18 protein-coding genes are annotated in these 16,654 nt (G+C 34.0%); 5 read left to right on the top strand and 13 right to left on the bottom strand.

The window, feature by feature from the left end; genetic code table 11:
• Positions 1 to 158 precede the first annotated feature (158 nt).
• Complete coding sequence (locus ICI50_RS10840) at positions 159 to 737, top strand: DUF3232 domain-containing protein (protein ID WP_233759020.1); 579 nt, start codon at positions 159 to 161, stop codon at positions 735 to 737.
• A gap of 148 nt (positions 738 to 885) precedes the next feature.
• On the opposite strand, the gene ICI50_RS06740 is transcribed toward ICI50_RS10840, so the two are convergent.
• The 4 genes from ICI50_RS06740 to ICI50_RS06755 all read right to left on the bottom strand — a co-directional run bounded on the left by ICI50_RS06740 (position 886) and on the right by ICI50_RS06755 (position 4,394).
• Positions 886 to 1,623: a hypothetical protein gene (locus tag ICI50_RS06740; RefSeq protein ID WP_052541348.1), complete on the bottom strand. Its 738-nt coding sequence runs from the start codon at positions 1,621 to 1,623 to the stop codon at positions 886 to 888.
• Between the two features lie 263 nt (positions 1,624 to 1,886).
• A complete protein-coding gene (locus ICI50_RS06745) occupies positions 1,887 to 3,152 on the bottom strand; it encodes a hypothetical protein (RefSeq protein WP_188891385.1) in 1,266 nt (421 codons plus the stop codon).
• Between the two features lie 86 nt (positions 3,153 to 3,238).
• On the bottom strand, positions 3,239 to 3,895 hold the full coding sequence (locus tag ICI50_RS06750) for an RNase H family protein (protein WP_188891387.1): 657 nt from the start codon (positions 3,893 to 3,895) through the stop codon (positions 3,239 to 3,241).
• Between the two features lies 1 nt (position 3,896).
• Entirely contained in the window at positions 3,897 to 4,394 is a 498-nt protein-coding gene (locus ICI50_RS06755) for a ribonuclease H family protein (protein WP_126963180.1), read from the bottom strand.
• 478 nt (positions 4,395 to 4,872) lie between these two features.
• Here ICI50_RS06755 and ICI50_RS06760 point away from each other — a divergent pair, with 478 nt between their 5' ends.
• On the top strand, positions 4,873 to 5,058 hold the full coding sequence (locus tag ICI50_RS06760) for a hypothetical protein (RefSeq protein WP_056941105.1): 186 nt from the start codon (positions 4,873 to 4,875) through the stop codon (positions 5,056 to 5,058).
• Between the two features lie 22 nt (positions 5,059 to 5,080).
• Here the strand turns inward: ICI50_RS06760 and ICI50_RS06765 are convergent, their stop codons facing one another.
• The 9 genes from ICI50_RS06765 to ezrA form a co-directional block, all read right to left on the bottom strand.
• Positions 5,081 to 5,851 carry a helix-turn-helix domain-containing protein gene (locus ICI50_RS06765; RefSeq protein ID WP_162253463.1) on the bottom strand — a complete coding sequence of 257 codons (771 nt, stop codon included), beginning with the start codon at positions 5,849 to 5,851 and terminating at the stop codon, positions 5,081 to 5,083.
• Positions 5,852 to 5,864: 13 nt separating this feature from the next.
• Entirely contained in the window at positions 5,865 to 6,635 is a 771-nt protein-coding gene (locus tag ICI50_RS06770) for a helix-turn-helix domain-containing protein (protein ID WP_056941104.1), read from the bottom strand.
• Between the two features lie 334 nt (positions 6,636 to 6,969).
• Positions 6,970 to 7,758: a helix-turn-helix domain-containing protein gene (locus ICI50_RS06775; protein ID WP_056941103.1), complete on the bottom strand. Its 789-nt coding sequence runs from the start codon at positions 7,756 to 7,758 to the stop codon at positions 6,970 to 6,972.
• An 11-nt stretch (positions 7,759 to 7,769) separates the two neighbouring features.
• Entirely contained in the window at positions 7,770 to 8,570 is an 801-nt protein-coding gene (locus ICI50_RS06780) for a helix-turn-helix domain-containing protein (protein ID WP_054640513.1), read from the bottom strand.
• Between the two features lie 115 nt (positions 8,571 to 8,685).
• Positions 8,686 to 9,036 carry a hypothetical protein gene (locus ICI50_RS06785; protein WP_056941102.1) on the bottom strand — a complete coding sequence of 117 codons (351 nt, stop codon included), beginning with the start codon at positions 9,034 to 9,036 and terminating at the stop codon, positions 8,686 to 8,688.
• Between the two features lie 2 nt (positions 9,037 to 9,038).
• Positions 9,039 to 9,515, bottom strand: coding sequence for a helix-turn-helix domain-containing protein (locus ICI50_RS10845; protein ID WP_236694800.1), 477 nt, complete (start codon positions 9,513 to 9,515; stop codon positions 9,039 to 9,041).
• 99 nt (positions 9,516 to 9,614) lie between these two features.
• A complete protein-coding gene (gene thiI / locus ICI50_RS06795) occupies positions 9,615 to 10,832 on the bottom strand; it encodes a tRNA uracil 4-sulfurtransferase ThiI (protein WP_054640514.1) in 1,218 nt (405 codons plus the stop codon).
• The gene (locus tag ICI50_RS06800; protein WP_056941101.1) at positions 10,832 to 11,992 is read right to left on the bottom strand and encodes a cysteine desulfurase family protein; all 1,161 of its coding nucleotides are present in this window, start codon (positions 11,990 to 11,992) and stop codon (positions 10,832 to 10,834) included. The genes thiI and ICI50_RS06800 overlap by 1 nt, the downstream gene beginning before the upstream one ends.
• Before the next feature lie 87 nt (positions 11,993 to 12,079).
• On the bottom strand, positions 12,080 to 13,792 hold the full coding sequence (ezrA, locus tag ICI50_RS06805) for a septation ring formation regulator EzrA (protein ID WP_056941100.1): 1,713 nt from the start codon (positions 13,790 to 13,792) through the stop codon (positions 12,080 to 12,082).
• Between the two features lie 282 nt (positions 13,793 to 14,074).
• On the opposite strand from ezrA, the gene rpsD reads away from it, so the two are divergent.
• From rpsD to ICI50_RS06820, 3 genes are all read left to right on the top strand, one after another.
• On the top strand, positions 14,075 to 14,686 hold the full coding sequence (gene rpsD / locus ICI50_RS06810; RefSeq protein ID WP_013854359.1) for a 30S ribosomal protein S4: 612 nt from the start codon (positions 14,075 to 14,077) through the stop codon (positions 14,684 to 14,686).
• A gap of 87 nt (positions 14,687 to 14,773) precedes the next feature.
• Positions 14,774 to 15,241, top strand: a complete 468-nt coding sequence (locus ICI50_RS06815) for a YueI family protein (RefSeq protein WP_013854360.1) — start codon at positions 14,774 to 14,776, stop codon at positions 15,239 to 15,241.
• Positions 15,241 to 16,536 carry a replication-associated recombination protein A gene (locus ICI50_RS06820; RefSeq protein ID WP_013854361.1) on the top strand — a complete coding sequence of 432 codons (1,296 nt, stop codon included), beginning with the start codon at positions 15,241 to 15,243 and terminating at the stop codon, positions 16,534 to 16,536. The genes ICI50_RS06815 and ICI50_RS06820 overlap by 1 nt, the downstream gene beginning before the upstream one ends.
• The last annotated feature ends 118 nt before the right edge of the window (positions 16,537 to 16,654 follow it).

Consider the following 16,654-nt stretch of genomic DNA (forward strand, 5'->3'; position numbering starts at 1 on the left):
CTCATCCACACCAAATTCAACATATTGTCAGTGCTTTAAATCGTTGAGTAATTTAAGCTTTCCAAAAGAAGTAATAATATTTCTGGTAAGCAATTTCTTGTGATTATAATATCATATGGTATTTAAATTTAGATAATTAGCTATAGAAAGGCCACACAATGAACTCACATGAAATTGAGAAAATAAAGCAAGTTGATCAGATTATGTTCAATTTAGCCGAAAGTAAAGACTTTAAAGCCAACTTAACTAAAGCAGTTCGACTTCTAAGGCAAACGAAATTAGCAAAAAATCCTGCAACTGAGCAAGATTTAATCAATACTTATATTAAAGATATTCACAAACGAATACCTCTAAATGTGATTGTTCATTTCAATATGGATGTTTTAGAATATTACGCTAACAGTAGCGATAATTTGAAAGAAAATCTAGCTAGGGAATGTCAAACCAATTTCAAAAAGTATGCTTTAATCGTTCTCCGCTTCGATGATCAAATTGCAACTTGGCAAAACGAAAAATCTGGCGCTGATTATAGGGATGCCGTGCAACATCTGGATCAAACACGGACTAATATCCATAATGCTTGTTTAAGCGATATTAAAATTATTAATCGGATGGCTGAAAGTGATGGCTTGCCAGCATTTGCGGATACTAAGAATCGAAATCTTACTCGCACAGATATTGGACAAGCAATTGTTAAACTGGGTTGTGAAGAAACTATTGCAAATTTACAGCCTTAACTTCCCTACAACCTACGTCCCTCTTGCTTCTACCAAGAGATAGTAATAACAGAAATCAAGGTTGCCAAACATTTTGACTTATAATTAGATACTTAATTACAGCTTTAAGCACAACTCAATCCACGATTAAAGGTGTAAGTAAGATAAATTAATTCAGTTCATAAATATGACCAATAAGGTGCCCATGCTTGTCAAATCTGGCGTCATTAACATTATATTTATGAGCTGCTTTATGCATCTTACGTAAATCACTTTGCTTAATATAACGTAAGTATCCGTGTTGGTCAGCAGTAGCTAAGTACCATTCACCTTGAATTTTTACACGGTTACCGGTTCCACGCTTATCAAGTACCATAAAGTACTTACCATGGCCAAACTTTAAATTCTTACCAACTGAATCAAGGTAAACCGGATCACCATTATCGTCACTAGTTTCACCACGGTTATAAGTTTGTAAAGTTTTGCCTTTATTAATTTGGTAACTTACAGGTGCATAATAGTCTTTGGCTAAAGTTAAGAAGTGACCTGGATAATTATTAGCAATAAAATAATGCTTATCATTAATAGTTTTGGTACCTACAATATCATCGCCACCAAAAGTAGTGGTTAGTTCAGGCTTTTCACCATGCATATTATAGGTTGGACTATTAGCCGCCCAATTAATCATTTCTAATTGCTTATTAAAATAATGTGTGCCAGGCTTATTAGCCAATTTAATATAATGACTAATTGCACCGGGCGTTTGCACATTAACAACATGTCGTGCAGCTTGCACAGTTTGATTAGTTTGATTATTAACTAAATAAGCGCCACCAAGCAATGCAAAACTCATCGCGGCAGCACTGACTAACTTCTTAACAATATTTTGTTTTTCTAAGATATTCATAATTCATAAATACCTCGTATTTCATCCAAGTTCTAATAACACGCTTATCATAAAACAACCGTAAATTATATGTAGTCCTTCTTGTAGATAAACTTTTTTAGTGACAAAAACTAATAATACTTTAATATGATTTTAGAACTCAAATTTACTTTTTCAATACCGAAAAAATGAATCAAACGAAAAATCCTGCCACGAGCAGGATTTAATTAATATTTATGTTAAAAATGAATGCAAAAATTGCTTTCAAAATTAATTGTACATTTTTAGTAATAACGCTCTGCTTCTTTGAAATTTTGATTTATAGTTTGATTAATGCTTTTCACACCTTTATTAACTTCGTTTTGAAAATTGTCTAAATTCATGTTTACTGTTGCAGCATCAGCATGTAACCCATCTACTGAAGAATTAAGATAGTTTAATGATGAAAGTACATTGTTTGTTGAGTTACTAATAGTATCTTGAACCATACTCAATTGATTAGTATTATTCTGGATTTGACCGGTTATAGCAACTGTTTGTTTATTAATAGTTTGAGTCAAATCATTTATAATATTTTGGCTTGTTTCTTTTATCACTTCTGATAATCTTCGTTCACTCTTTTGCAATTGTTGTTTTAAGCCAGCAACCAATTCTGCTCTTTGATATCTATCTTCCAAAATACGAATGGCGTCTGGTATTTCTTTTGCTTGTCCTGTCTCAATTATCTCGTACAATCCACCATAATAACCCCAGTTGAATTGATGTTGCTGTGGAACAGTGAAGTGATATGTATTTTTGAGAAAATTATTCTTATTATCAATGAATTGCTTTAGAATCTTTTTATTCTTCGCAATTAACTGATTACGAACTGTATTCTCCGCTTGTTCAAGTGGCTTTTGATACTTTTCTAAAGATTCGATTTCTTTTTTATATTTTTCAATTCTTGCTGGTAATACTCTGACATTTGTATCGTTTTGACTTTCGACCTTTCGATTATGATCTTTTACGTTCTTCAAATCTCTCTCATATGCCTCATACCGACTATTTAGTATTGGCTTCTCTTTCTTAGTAATATAGAGATTGGTCAGCCAGTGATGAAATAAAAGTGCTATCATAACCGAAATAACCGCCCACGCTAAAGAAAAAGCCATCGAACGATCAACACTCTTTTCCGCCATTGATACACCTAATGGAGCTGAAAGACAAATGCAAAGAAAAAATACTCCAAAAGATAGGACGACAAAGATAAAACCTAGACAGCCTTCAGGCTCATACTCTTGTGCTTCTTTTTTATCCCATTCCAATTTATAATCTGCTTTATTAGGTAATGGTTCTATTCCTTCTTTGTTTTTAGCCTTATTATAGTTTTCTTGACAATTAAGAATATTATTACTTATAAAATCTATTTCTCCTCCAACCTTTGAACTCCCTAAACTAACATGTGGATTATATTTTCTAATTTTCTCCTCTTGTTTATTTAAATCAAACCAAGTTTTATAGTAATAATACGTTTGATTTATTTTTCGCAGATTTTGTTCTTTATTATCCATCTAAAAATATCCTTTTATCTCTAAAACACTCAAAAAAGCAATGCACTTCAAAACAAAATGCATTGTTTTTTAGTATATTTAGTATTTTATTTCATATCTTCATTAGGTTCTGGGATAGCTCCTTGAGCCAACTTATCAACACGTTCATTATCTTTAAAACCACGGTGACCAGGTACACGTGTGAACTCGATTTTCATGCCATTGTCTCTTTGCTGGTTAATAAACTTAACATAGTCCCCAGAGATATCCGTCTTTGTATGGTCATTATTATCCACCCAACCTTTTAGTTCTTTATAGTCATGATAGATGTATAAGGATTCTAGACCATGTCTTTTAGCCCAAGAAACGGCCATTTCAACAGCAGATATTTCTCCACTAACATTAGCATGTTTTACCATACCTGAATTATCGCTGCATCCCTTAAGTTGTGTTTCATCCTCTGCTGTTATAATGATAGCAGCAAAGCCAACATATTTAAGATTCTTATTTTGATGGCTACCATCAGTAAAGATTATAGCCTCATCGGATTGGAGATTCTTTTTTCTTTTTTCAATTTCTTCCTCTAAATGTGTATAGCCGTGTTCTTGGAAGTATTCTGCTTCTGCTCTATTCTGATCCATAGTTTCTAGCCAATCGAAAGTTCTAATGCCTTTTCTAGGGAATTTTTTCACATTATCCCATATATCATAAAAGACTTTTCGTGAACTATCTTTACTGGTTAAAACATAATATTTCTTTTCCATATTATTCTTCGACCTTCTGGGCTAAATCCTTTGCCATTTTGCCGTATTTACTTTTACTGATTACTTTATAGTTATCACCAACCAGCAAATGAATGTTAGTTTGAAAATCAAGTCCAATTCTTTGAAACTTCTGAGTCATTTTATAATTAGCATCATGATTTTCTTTTAGCCAACCATGTATTTCTTTATACATGCTGTATAAGTAAAGAGTTTTAATTCCGTTGTTCTTTGCCCAATCAAAAGCTTTTTCTGCAGCATAAACTTCACCAAAAATATTACGATGACCTGTCTTCTTTTCGCCTTCCTTATTTTGCTCTTTTGCAATACCACTGAAAGGAATCGGTTTTTCTTCAGGCTTGTGAAGAATTACTAATGCCCAGCCCACTTGATCTGGTTTCTCATCGGAATAACTTCCTGCAGTAAAAACAATTGCTTTATCAGGCGTTAAACCATTAGCCATTTTCGCAATCTTTTCGTTAAATTCAAAAACTTCATTCATAATCATATATACCTCTTTTATAATTAAGAACTTTATTTTTTACGATAACAATGTCAATTACATTATAAATCCAATTTCAAACTACTGGTCTTATTCTTGCAAATATACATTTAAATCATGAAATTTTATTTTAATTTAATTAAAGCCATATTATTACTTGTAGCTTAAAAGAATATCTACAATAAAAGAAATACATTCATTGTAAAAATAGTCTTATGATACAGATATTATCAAAAAGTTTAATAGAAATAAGAAGTATCCATAAATTATGAACATTTTAGAAAATCATAAGATTATTAAGAAGTTAATTGATGCTGCCGTGATGAGTTTTGCTTTTTGGTAGTACTTATTTAGTCACTAGTGCAAATATTCAAACTGCATTAATACGGTAGCTGGCTATAATCTATAATCATTATCATAAATTAGCTAACCGAAAGGGGACACATTATTTTGATTATACTGTAAAAATGGCTAGGCAATGGATGCAGGCACATATTCTATGAATGGAAAATTGATAGATCATGGTGATCCCTTTTTTATACCATATATCGTGCTGTTGTTGATAACAATGGCTTTATCTAAGATGCACAAGGCTGCGCATACTTACCGCATTAACAATGCTAATTTTAACAAGTATAGTCGTTTAATTGGTGGCATTAATTAATTAATTTATTTTACTTATACTTTTAATGCTTATTTTCACAAATATATCCGTGATAACCACAAAGCTTCAATGCCCAAATAATTTCGTCTATTCTAGCTTCATCTCCATTAAGGTCACAGAGACAAGCTTTAGCCTTTAATTTATTCATTAATAAAATCGATGTATTAGGCAATTTCAAAATATAAGAAATTGCTTTTTTTGCTTCTTTAACATCTTTTTCGTGAAGACATCGATCCATAAAGTTAAAAATAATTTCACTTAAAATATTCAATGTAAAATTATCCATTTTATCTTTTTGAGCTGAATTCATTACATATTCAAAAATAGTTTTTACCAAGGAATAATCTGAAATAGATATTAATAAACCAATATTGAATAAAATATCTGTGTCAAATTTACCAAGTGTAAAAATTTGTTTTTCTATCTTCTCTTTTTCTCCATTAGAGATTTCTGTAGTCTTACCATTTAAAATAGCTAACATTAATTTGAATTCAAGCTGATCATAATTTTCGATTTCCTTTGATTTGCTATAATTTTTTAACGCATCTAAATTTTGATCAAAGAATGCACTCATTACTTGCTTTTTAAAAGGATAATTTGTTAAAGGAAGAAAGAATTCATAAAGTGAAACATGATTATGGTCCAGTAGCTTTATCAAATTGGTAATGCCAATGTTGCTCTTACCATTTTCAACCCGTGAGTAAAAAGATTCTGTCACACTATTCTGACAAAACTCTCGTTGACTTACCCCCTGTCTTATTCTAATTTCTCTTAATCTTTTACCTATATCCATATTCATTCTTAATTTATTTATTTTCCATCCTAATCAGATTAAAAATCTTTTTTGCCTTTTGATAATCGGATTCTTGTATTGCAATCAATCGTTTACCCTCAAGTTTTTCAGCTACAATGCATGATCGATTAGGTAAATAATTTAAATAATCTATTGCCTTCTTTTTCTCTTGATCAGCATGATCATTTTTTGAACATATCTTTAGATAATTTAACGCAACATCAGCTAATAACTTTATTGTCTGATCATCGTATTCATCAACAGCTTCATGAAAACCATTAAAAACTGCATTAACCAAGCCTTCTAAATCCTTAAATTTGTAGATTTGCATTGAATTCGCTAGAATCCATAAATAGTCTTTAGTTTTTTTCTTAGTCTGAAAAAGGGAATGCTTAATAGATGCTTTCATATCAATTGGAAGATCATCTATTTTTCCTTCCAGATCTGCAATTAATAATTTTGCTATATTCTTAACCACTAAGCTATAGCATTCTGGATTCTCTATTATTTTTTGGAGATCATTAATATCATGATTATAAAAAGCTGTACTTACTTTTTCTTGATAAAAACTGGTTAATGGATATTTAGAATCAAAATCTTCAAAAAAATTCTCAACGGATATATTATTTTTTTGAAGAATATTAATTAAGCTAGTTACTCGAATATCACTTTCTCCATTTTCTACAGATGCTAGATATGAATTATCAATGACTCCTTTTACAAATTCTTTTCTATTCATCCCTAAAGATAAACGTACCATTTTTAATTTTTCGCCAATTTTCATATATCTGCAACCTCATTTTCCCATCTGCAGACATATTTTATGAATGACGCATTTCTAAAGTCCGCAAATAGTCCAAATCGACATTTTTATCCAAAAATTAATTATCTACAATTTGAACAAAGAAATCTTTTTTCTTGCAGATACACTTTTATTTTTGATTTTTTAATGTAAATTTCTAAAATAAAACACTTCCTACTTAAAAGTAAGAAGTTAAGAGAGTCGTAGATATCATAAAAAAATGACTTAGAATCATTTCAATTCAAGTCATTTTCATTTTTTAAAGTATGGTCTATGTAATTTCTTATTGCTCACCCAAACTGGACTGTCAGCATTATCACTTACCTGCCATATCCTTATAATCCAAATCTTCATTCTGTAAAAGATCAACAATCAACTGAGCATTTTCAAAATTGCCATCCAATAATTCCTCATAATAAGTTGCTAGAATTTTATAAACTCCAAATTCCACATTACTTGGTAAAAGTTTTAAAAGTTCAATTGCCTCTTTCATCTCATCATTTCTTTTGCCTTGCTTAAAGCAAAGATCCAAATATCTAACCAAAATCCTAGATACCAGACGCATCGTACATTCATCTACATCTTTAGCATGATATTTATTAAAAAGCGTATCAATTAAATTCTGTACTTGATTAAAATCATAAAGATCTATGATAAAAAAAGTAAACCAAAGATTTTCTTCATTCCAGTCATTTCCTTGCAAGCAACTATAACTTGGATCCTTTTGTATTATTTCTTTTGCCTCCTCAATTCGTCCTTCAATTTTAGAAGCAAGCAAAATGATAAAACTCTTTATTCTCGAATCTGCAAAATTACCTTCATGATAAATTTTGTCCAGAGCATCTACATCCCCTTTTAAATAGGCATATAGAATCCTCTTGTGATAAACGTGAAGTTGTGGTTGAGTGTTGCCTAATCCTTGGCAAAATTTAACCATTGGCACTTCATGAGAATACATGATTTTCATCAAATCCCCAGTGCTAATCAGATTTTCATTCCTTTCTACACGGGAATAAAAAGATCGACTAATAGTACCAGATACCATCTGAGTCCTATTTAATTTCAAAGATTCACGAATTTCTTTTAAACGTTCACCTATTAACATAGTTAACTCCTCTATTTAATTATTGGTAAAGTTGCCACATAACGCTGATAGCCACTTTTATTTAATAAGTTCTTGATTTGCACAGCCAATTGATCATTTTTATCAAACAAGGCCAAGTAATACTTCACAATTAATTTATGAAAAATAATTGCATAAGCATCAGGTACTTGTTCTACAAAAGATTCAATCTCATGAATATTATCCGTCCGCATTTCATGATAGCATCGATCCATATAATTAATTATCAAATTCATCAATGAAATCAACATCGTGTCGTCTGTTAAATCTAATGTGAATGTATTTTCTAAAATGTAGTCCATCAATGATCTTAATTCGCTGAAATTATATAGAGAAGTAGAGATTGCCAAATTCCAAAAGTCTTTTTGCTGTCGTAAATTAACTTTTAAGCACTTTGCTTTAAAATTTTCTTGAATCTCTTCAGGGACCTTATAAACGTGGTCGTTTAATGAAGCTAGCATCAAATTAACCTTTAGTGACTCAACTGATTTGGTATCATCCAAAGAATCCTTGATCTTCCTAAGCTGACTAATGTCACGGTTATTGAAGGCAGAATGAATTTCTTTCTTCAGCTTGACATTTGGCAGGTTCTCTTCATCAAATGTTTCAAAGAAATCATAAAGCGAGATGTTATGAATATTCAAAAGAGCTAGTAATTTTGTAAAACTTACATCACTTACTCCTCGCTCTACTTTAGAATAAAACGATTCACTAAGAATTCCTGCACACATTTGTGCTTGATTTAAATTTAATATGCGTCGTATTGTTTTTAACTGTTGTCCAATTGTTACCATTCTCATCACTCCAAAGCTATGTTATTTAAAAGTGTGCAAATAGTGTTCAAACTTTCTATATCGAAAGTTTAATTTTTAGGACAAAAGAAAAAGGCTTTAAAATAGCCCTTTCTGCTTAATTCTTATTATCTTGCAATACGCTCATCATCTTCTCATCTCGTAAAATTGAACCATACTTTTCAATATCTTTTTGATCTTGACTTACCAAGGCTTGATAATATTTAAAAACCATTCTTGTCGCAAAATATTGCGGTAACATCGGCAGACTCTTAAAGAATCCGAACATCTCTTGATAATCTTTCTTATCAAAATTATGTAAATACGCATAGATCAAAAAATTAATCGCGACCATATTCATTACCATAGTACTATTATCATCTAGCATTCCGTTAGTTTTTTTAAAGGTTTCATAAGCTCGATGAGTAAAATACTTTACTTGCTCAGGATCAAGAGCAATTAGACACATACTTAGGAGATTAAAAGTAAATATATTCCAATTTTTTCATTAAGCACCCTTTTAATTTGGTCACGTGTTTTTGGTGTAATGTTTTCAGGTGAACGTAAGATCCATGCTCGCCCGAGATCAAGCACATAGCTCACCCATTGCGTGTATTCAACGCCCTTTTCTTTGCTTTCTTTATATTCTTCAAACACTTGCTGCCATTCTTGCAAATCTCTGGAATTAGTTGCATGCATTGTTTTAAATATTATCGTGTTACTTGCTGTATTTTTCTCATTACCAGCTATGTCAATCGCCTGTTTAAAGAAACCTACAGGATTAATTTTTCTAGCTTTTAAAAGCTTAACCAAAGTATCTGCATCTATATTATGAATCCCACGTTCTACTTTAGAATAAAACGATTCCGAAACAACACCAGCTGCCATTTCTTTTTGAGTCCAGCCAGCATTTAAGCGAGTTGATTTTAGTAATTCTCCTATTGTCATTTGAAATTCCTACTTTCTAATAGAAATAATCAATAGATAAAAATCAGATTTTTCTAGCAAAAAACATCCTATAGTCAATTACTATAGAATGCTTTCTTTTTACAACAAATCTTGATCTTCTTCGATCTTATCGTTGATAAATTTTTCATTTGGATAAATTGGCATTACTTCAATTCCATCCATCGCTCTTTGAATCAAGCCTTCAACATCAAGACGAGCTTCGTATTCACGAGCCTTATCAAGCTTTGGCTTAGTCTTAGGACGTGGTGGAGCAAAGATAGTACAACAATCTTCAAATGGTTGAATTGAAAGATCAAAAGTACCAATATCTTCTGCCAATTTAATAATTTCAGTCTTATCCATTGTAGCAACTGGACGAATAACTGGTGTAGTTGTCACATCGTTAATAGCAACCATTGATTGCAAAGTCTGTGAAGCAACTTGACCAACAGATTCACCGTTAAAGATTGCAAGACCACCGCGCTTAGCACGAATACGGTCTGCAAGTTGCAACATGAAGCGACGTTGTACAGTCATCAAGTAACCTTCTGGCAATTTTTCCTTGATAGTTTCCTGAATTTCAGCAAATGGCACAGCGATAAAGTTAATCTTACCTGCATAGTTTGCCAAAATACCAGTTAATTCCTTAGCCTTAGCTAAAGCTTTTTCAGTAGTGTAAGGTGGACTGAAGAAGTGCACCATTTCAATATCAACCCCACGCTTCATTGCAAGGTATGAAGCAACTGGTGAATCAATACCACCACTAAGCATCATCACAGCCTTGCCAGCAGTACCAACGGGCATCCCGCCGATACCATGAAGCAATTGGTTAGAAATATAAACAGCATCTTGACGCACTTCGATTCTAAGTACTAAATCAGGGTGCTTCATTTCAGCCTTCAAGTGGTCGATATGATCGAATAAATAATCACCAACCAAATTGTTAAGTTGGTTAGTATCATATTCAAACTTGTGATCACTACGCTTAGTATTAACCTTAAAAGTCATGCCAGGCTTAAAAGTTTCCTGCATTAATTCTAAAGAAGTCTTTTCAATATCTTCCAAAGTCTTAGGAATTTTGATAGCTGGTGAGTAGGTTTGAATACCAAATACTTTCTTAAGGCGCTTATCTACTTCCGCAAAAGGTGCGCCATTTAAAACAATATGCATCCGGTCGTGACGAGGGTGAAAGTCAATTTGAGGGAAATCTTTTAAGACCTTTTCAACGTTGCTAGCTAAGCGATTGATGAAGTCCTTGCGATTCTTTCCCTTAGTTGAGAGCTCCCCATAACGGACCATAACTTCTGTATATTCCATTAATTTTCTCCCAAATGATTAATTTTAGCAAAATGATTGTAAATCTTATCAAAAACCTTGATAAATTCGTCTGCTTCAGCAAGCGTATTAGTTTCATCAAAACTCAATCGAATTGCACTCGTAGCAATCTTATCATCAATTCGCATAGAAACCAAGGTGCTGGCTTCATCTGCAGTCTTTGATGCACAAGCTGAAGTCGTTGAAGTATAAATATCTTGATCTTCCAATGTATGAACCAAAGTTTCACCGCGAATTCCTTCTAAGGCAAAGCAAAGAATATGGGGCGCAAAGCCGTCACTAACCGGTGAAAAAATATCGATTCCTGGTTTTTGCTTCAAATAATCTACAATCTTGGCCTTAATTGCAGCTTCACGGGCCGCTTTTTCTGGTTCATCTTCTAAAAGCAAGCGAACTGCCTTAGCCATCCCGGCAATTGCTGGTAAATTCTCGGTACCAGAACGCAATCCTTTTTCTTGACCACCACCATCATGAAGTGGAGACAGCATCTTGCCTTCTTTTTTATAAAGAATGCCAATCCCTCGTGGTGCATGGAACTTATGAGCTGACAAACTAGACAAATCAACTCTTGGCGTAAATATCTTATCCCAAATATTCTTTCCTAATGCTTGTACATTATCTACATGGAATTGAATAGTTGGATAATTCTCTAATAAGTCGCTAATCTCATCAATCGGTTGGATCGTGCCAATTTCATTATTAACTCCCATGATTGATACCAAGGTTGTATCAGAATCAAGTGCGTTTCTAAGGTCATTAACATTAACTCTGCCTTCTTTATCAACTGGCAAACGTGTTACACGCCAGCCTAAATCCTCTAAGGCAGTAAAACTATTAGCAACCGAAGCATGTTCAACACTAGAAGTAATAATGTGTTTGCCAAACTCACGCTTTTGAATCGCGGTTCCCTTAATTGCAGTATTATTAGATTCCGTGCCACCAGAGGTGAAGAAAATTTCATGCTGCTTAGTTCCCAATAAATCTGCAATTTGTTTACGTGATGCTTCAAGCAATTGATGAGCACGATCTCCCATCTTATGCAAGCTTGAAGGATTACCCCAAATATTAGTTGCTACCTTATTATATGTATCTAAAACTTGAGGATCGATTCTTGTTGTTGCACTATTATCAAAATAAATCACGATCAAAACTCCCCTATTAAAAAACGGTCAAATCTTTGACCGCTTCAATGACTATTAAATTTTAGCTTAAATTATCCAATACTTCAATTATTCATTCTTTTGTTCTGAATAATAAGCATTTTCTAGTCTTTGATAACTACCTGGCTCTGCTTTTTCCAATGCAGTAGCAATTATATCTAAGGCTTCCTTATAATTAAACTCATCAAACAACTGTAGGGCTCTCTTTTGTGCCTGCTTCATTGTATCTTTATCAGCGTATTTGTTTGAATATTGCATAGTCAACTCAACCAAATTAGCCGAATTAATGATATCATCAGCTTCACGCTTTAGCCGTTCAACGTCATCTGAAATTTGAATCAATTCAGACGAGATTTTTTCCATATTAATTCTAACTTGACTAAGCTCATCACTAACATGACCAATCTCATTTACGACCAAAGTATACATCTGCACAAAACTGTCTGGATTACCAGGCAAATTGCGTCTTTCTAGTCGGCGATAGACTAGAGAAACTTCTTGCTTAAAGCGCTTGATTGAATCATTAGCAACATTTTCCGAATCATACAGACCATCAACGTCAGTGGACATCTTCGCTTGTTCTTGATCAATCTCACGCAGACGATCAAGCATCTGAAGCCAAGAATCTTGAATAGCGGAATAAACACCCTTGCCATCGGCAATACTTTGCGTGTCAACAGTATATTGCCGGTTCATGTTGTTGACTTCTTGTTCTAATTCCTTGCTCTTCTCTAGCTCACCATGAGTTAGTTCATAGCTTTCATCAATGTGCTGCAACTTTTCTACCAACTTTTTGGAAGCAGCTTGTTGATGCGCAATTAGCGTCAACATTTTATTCTGATTTTTTTCAACGAAAGGGCGAGCCTTATATTCCTTAGCTAGCACGTCATACAGCTGATCAATTTCACCAGAAATCTTCTTATTAGCTTGATCCAGATCTTCAACCTTGGTTTCTGCTAATAGTTTGCATGCTTGATCGATTTCATCATGAATTTCTTTGATCCTAGCTAAAACATCAATGTCAGTAATATAGTACTTTTCTGAAATCATCTTTTTATATACATTTGATAATTCCTTTAATTGATCTTGAAATACTACTGCTAATTGATGGTAAGCCTCTTTAATCTTAGGCAATCTCTTTTGCAAAGCTCCTAATGACATACGAATCTTAGACAGAACTCGCTTAGCCTCAACATGATCTCCTTGAGAAGAAAGATTCTTAGCTTCCTCAAAGTCCCTTTCCATCGACGCCAATTGGTCCTCAATCTGATCAATGGCATCACCATATTCAAAAGACCCTGCTAAAACTGATTTTCTTAATTCACGGTAAACCTTAATCAGCGCATCATACCGAATTTGATTTTCCTTATTGGACTCAAGCAATTCAGTAAAAACTGCCTTAGTATTACGAGCATCTTCCAAGGTGGGCTTGATAATTTCTTGGGCTTGCTTAATATTTTTTCTAGATTTAAAGAGCTTATAACTAGTATTTTCGTTTGCAGCTTCCTCAATTAATTTTTGCACCTTTGGCAATTTCTTCGTGGATGCTTCAACGTAGCTTTTGCGCCAAGTATTTAATGTGGTTAAACTTTCGCCAGCCAGATCCATCTTATCTAATCGTTCAATTGCGTTCTCTAGATGCATGTTTTCAATTTCATTTAAAGCTGCATCAACGACTTCAATCTCGCGCAGCTGCTTGCGATTAGTTAACAGCATAGCTGCAATAACGACAATGATCAGAATCACAACGGCAATGATAATAATAGCTTGAATTGATGACATTGTTTATCCTCCAAAACTAACATAATTATAACAAAACATGAGCTAAAGAGGTGGAAAAGCTGATCTATTTCTTGATTTATTATTCTAAAGCCTCTATAATACTATTCGTGTAAAATATTTGCAGCAATAAGTGACAAGAACGTCAACATCTTGAAACTCTTAAGTGAACGAGTAACCCGCGCTGCATTGGGCGAAAATGTAAATCCAAGATGCACGAATGTTGAGCTTATTCGTAATATTTTACTCCAGAAATTATTATTTTAAATTTTATGGAGGATTTTTATGTCAAGATATACAGGTCCAAGTTGGAAACGTTCAAGAAGATTGGGTATCTCCCTTTCAGGTACTGGTAAGGAAATTTCCCGTCGTAACTACGCTCCAGGTCAACACGGTCCTAACAGCCGCGGTCGTTTGTCAGAATACGGTCAACAATTGCACGAAAAGCAAAAGTTACGTTGGATGTATGGCTTAAACGAACGTCAATTTAGAACTTTGTTTAACCGTGCTGGTAAGATTCGTGAAGGTGAACATGGTACTAACTTCATGATTTTACTTGAACGTCGTTTGGACAACATCGTTTACCGCCTTGGTTTAGCTACTACTAGAGAACAAGCTAGACAATTAGTTAACCACGGCCACATTACCGTTGATGGCAAACGTGTTGACATTCCTTCATACGAAGTCAGCGTTGGTCAAGTCGTTGGCTTGAAGGAAAAGTCAAAGAACTTGCAACAAGTTAAGGATGCCTTAGATGCAGTTACTGCTCGTCCATCATTTGTTTCATTTGATGACAACAAGATAGAAGGTACTCTTGTACGTTTACCAGAACGTGACGAAATGGAACCAGAAGTTGACGAAGCTCTTGTCGTTGAATGGTACAACAAGTTACTTTAATACTTACATTTTATTTTGTCAGAAAAGCCTTTCCCCACGTCGGGAGAGGTTTTTTTGTTACAATAATTTAGAAGAAAGGATGGTTCGATGACTGAAGATTTAAATAAACGTGTTGAACAAGCTGCACAAGGGATCACCCCTCAAACTAAACCCGATGAACGCCGACGTTATTTAGGTTCTTTGCGTGAGCGAGTTTATGTACGAATGAATAATACCGAAGTTAAAGATTCTAAGTTAACTGCACTCTTTTTGCAGCATATCGCTGATTTTAAGAAATATACGATTTTAATTAACGGTAATATTACCGATGATGGCTTCTTAGGTGAAGTTGAAGCCAATTGTAGCAAATATAGTATTCCTTTTACTTTAGTTAATAATGAAACGGCGAAGACTGGCCCTGAAGATTCAGCCGTCCTGGTAGTGGCTAAATATGCAATTAACCGGCCACGAATTGAAATTGCACAAGTTTTTGCACCAGAAATACCTAAAAGTGAATTAACTGCGCCAGAGAAAAAAGAAGGCTTTTTCCACCGCTTATTTCATGGAGATAAATAATGAAACCATTAGCTTACCGCATGCGCCCACAAAATCTGGATCAAGTTGTGGGGCAGCAGCACTTAATTGGTCCCGGTAAAATAATTCGGCGAATGGTCGAAGCACGTTTGCTTTCGTCTATGATTCTTTATGGCCCACCTGGCATTGGTAAAACAAGCATTGCTAGTGCCATTGCTGGATCAACTAAATATGCTTTTAGAAAACTTAATGCAGCTACTGATAGCAAAAAGCAACTGCAGCAAGTAGCTGCCGAAGGCAAAATGAGTGGAACTGTGGTTTTATTATTAGATGAAATTCATCGTTTAGATAAAACTAAGCAGGACTTTCTTTTGCCTTTACTTGAATCTGGACAAATAATTTTAATCGGAGCTACTACAGAGAATCCATATATTTCAATCTCCCCTGCCATTCGTTCACGTTGTCAAATTTTTGAATTAAAGCCTTTATCTAGTGAAGATGCTTCCCATGCAATTGATCGTGCATTAACAGATAAGGAAAACGGCTTAGGCAACTACCAAGTTAAACTAACTGATGATGCCCGCAAATTGCTAATTGAAAAAGGAAATGGTGACTTACGATCAACTTTAAATAGCCTAGAATTAGCAGTTCTATCTACTAAGCAAGAGCTAAAAGATAATCACCAAGACGATTCACAAATCACGATTACGCAACAAGAAATGGCTGATTCCATTCAAATGAAAGTGCAAAACTTTGATGCTTCAGGCGACGGTCATTATGATCTTGTATCTGCCTTTCAAAAATCAATTCGTGGTTCTGATACAGATGCAGCTCTGCATTATCTTGCCCGTTTAATCGAATCAGGAGATTTAATCTCAATCTGTCGTAGGCTAACGGTTATCGCCTATGAAGATATCGGCCTGGCCAATCCTTCAGCTGCCCAACATGCAATTACCGCCATCAATGCAGCACAGACGATTGGCTTGCCTGAGGCTCGAATTCCTTTAGCCAATGCCGTGATTGAACTAGCTTTATCAGCTAAGAGCAACAGCGCAATGACTGCCATCGATGCGGCCATTAATGATGTAAAAACTAAAAAGATTGGTTCTATCCCTGATAACCTAAAAGACGCCCATTATTCTGGCGCTAAAAAATTAGGTCATGGTCTCAATTACATCTATCCTCACGATTATCAAAATGACTGGGTAGCACAACAATATTTGCCTAATAATCTAAAAAATGTCAGTTACTTTGCTCCTAAAGGCAATTCTAAGATCGAAGCTAGGTACAAAGCAATCTATCAAAAATTAAGGCAAATGCAACGAGATAATTTGTAAATTCTTACTCCGGCTATTAAGTTAGCGCATTCATTAAGGTTGACAAATCGGAATTGATCCCTTAGTATAATAAGTAATCTGAGTTGATCGACAAGCTTAAATGTATAAAGTTGACCGA

The sequence above is a fragment of the Lactobacillus kefiranofaciens genome, assembly GCF_014656585.1.
GTDB classification, from domain to species: domain Bacteria; phylum Bacillota; class Bacilli; order Lactobacillales; family Lactobacillaceae; genus Lactobacillus; species Lactobacillus kefiranofaciens.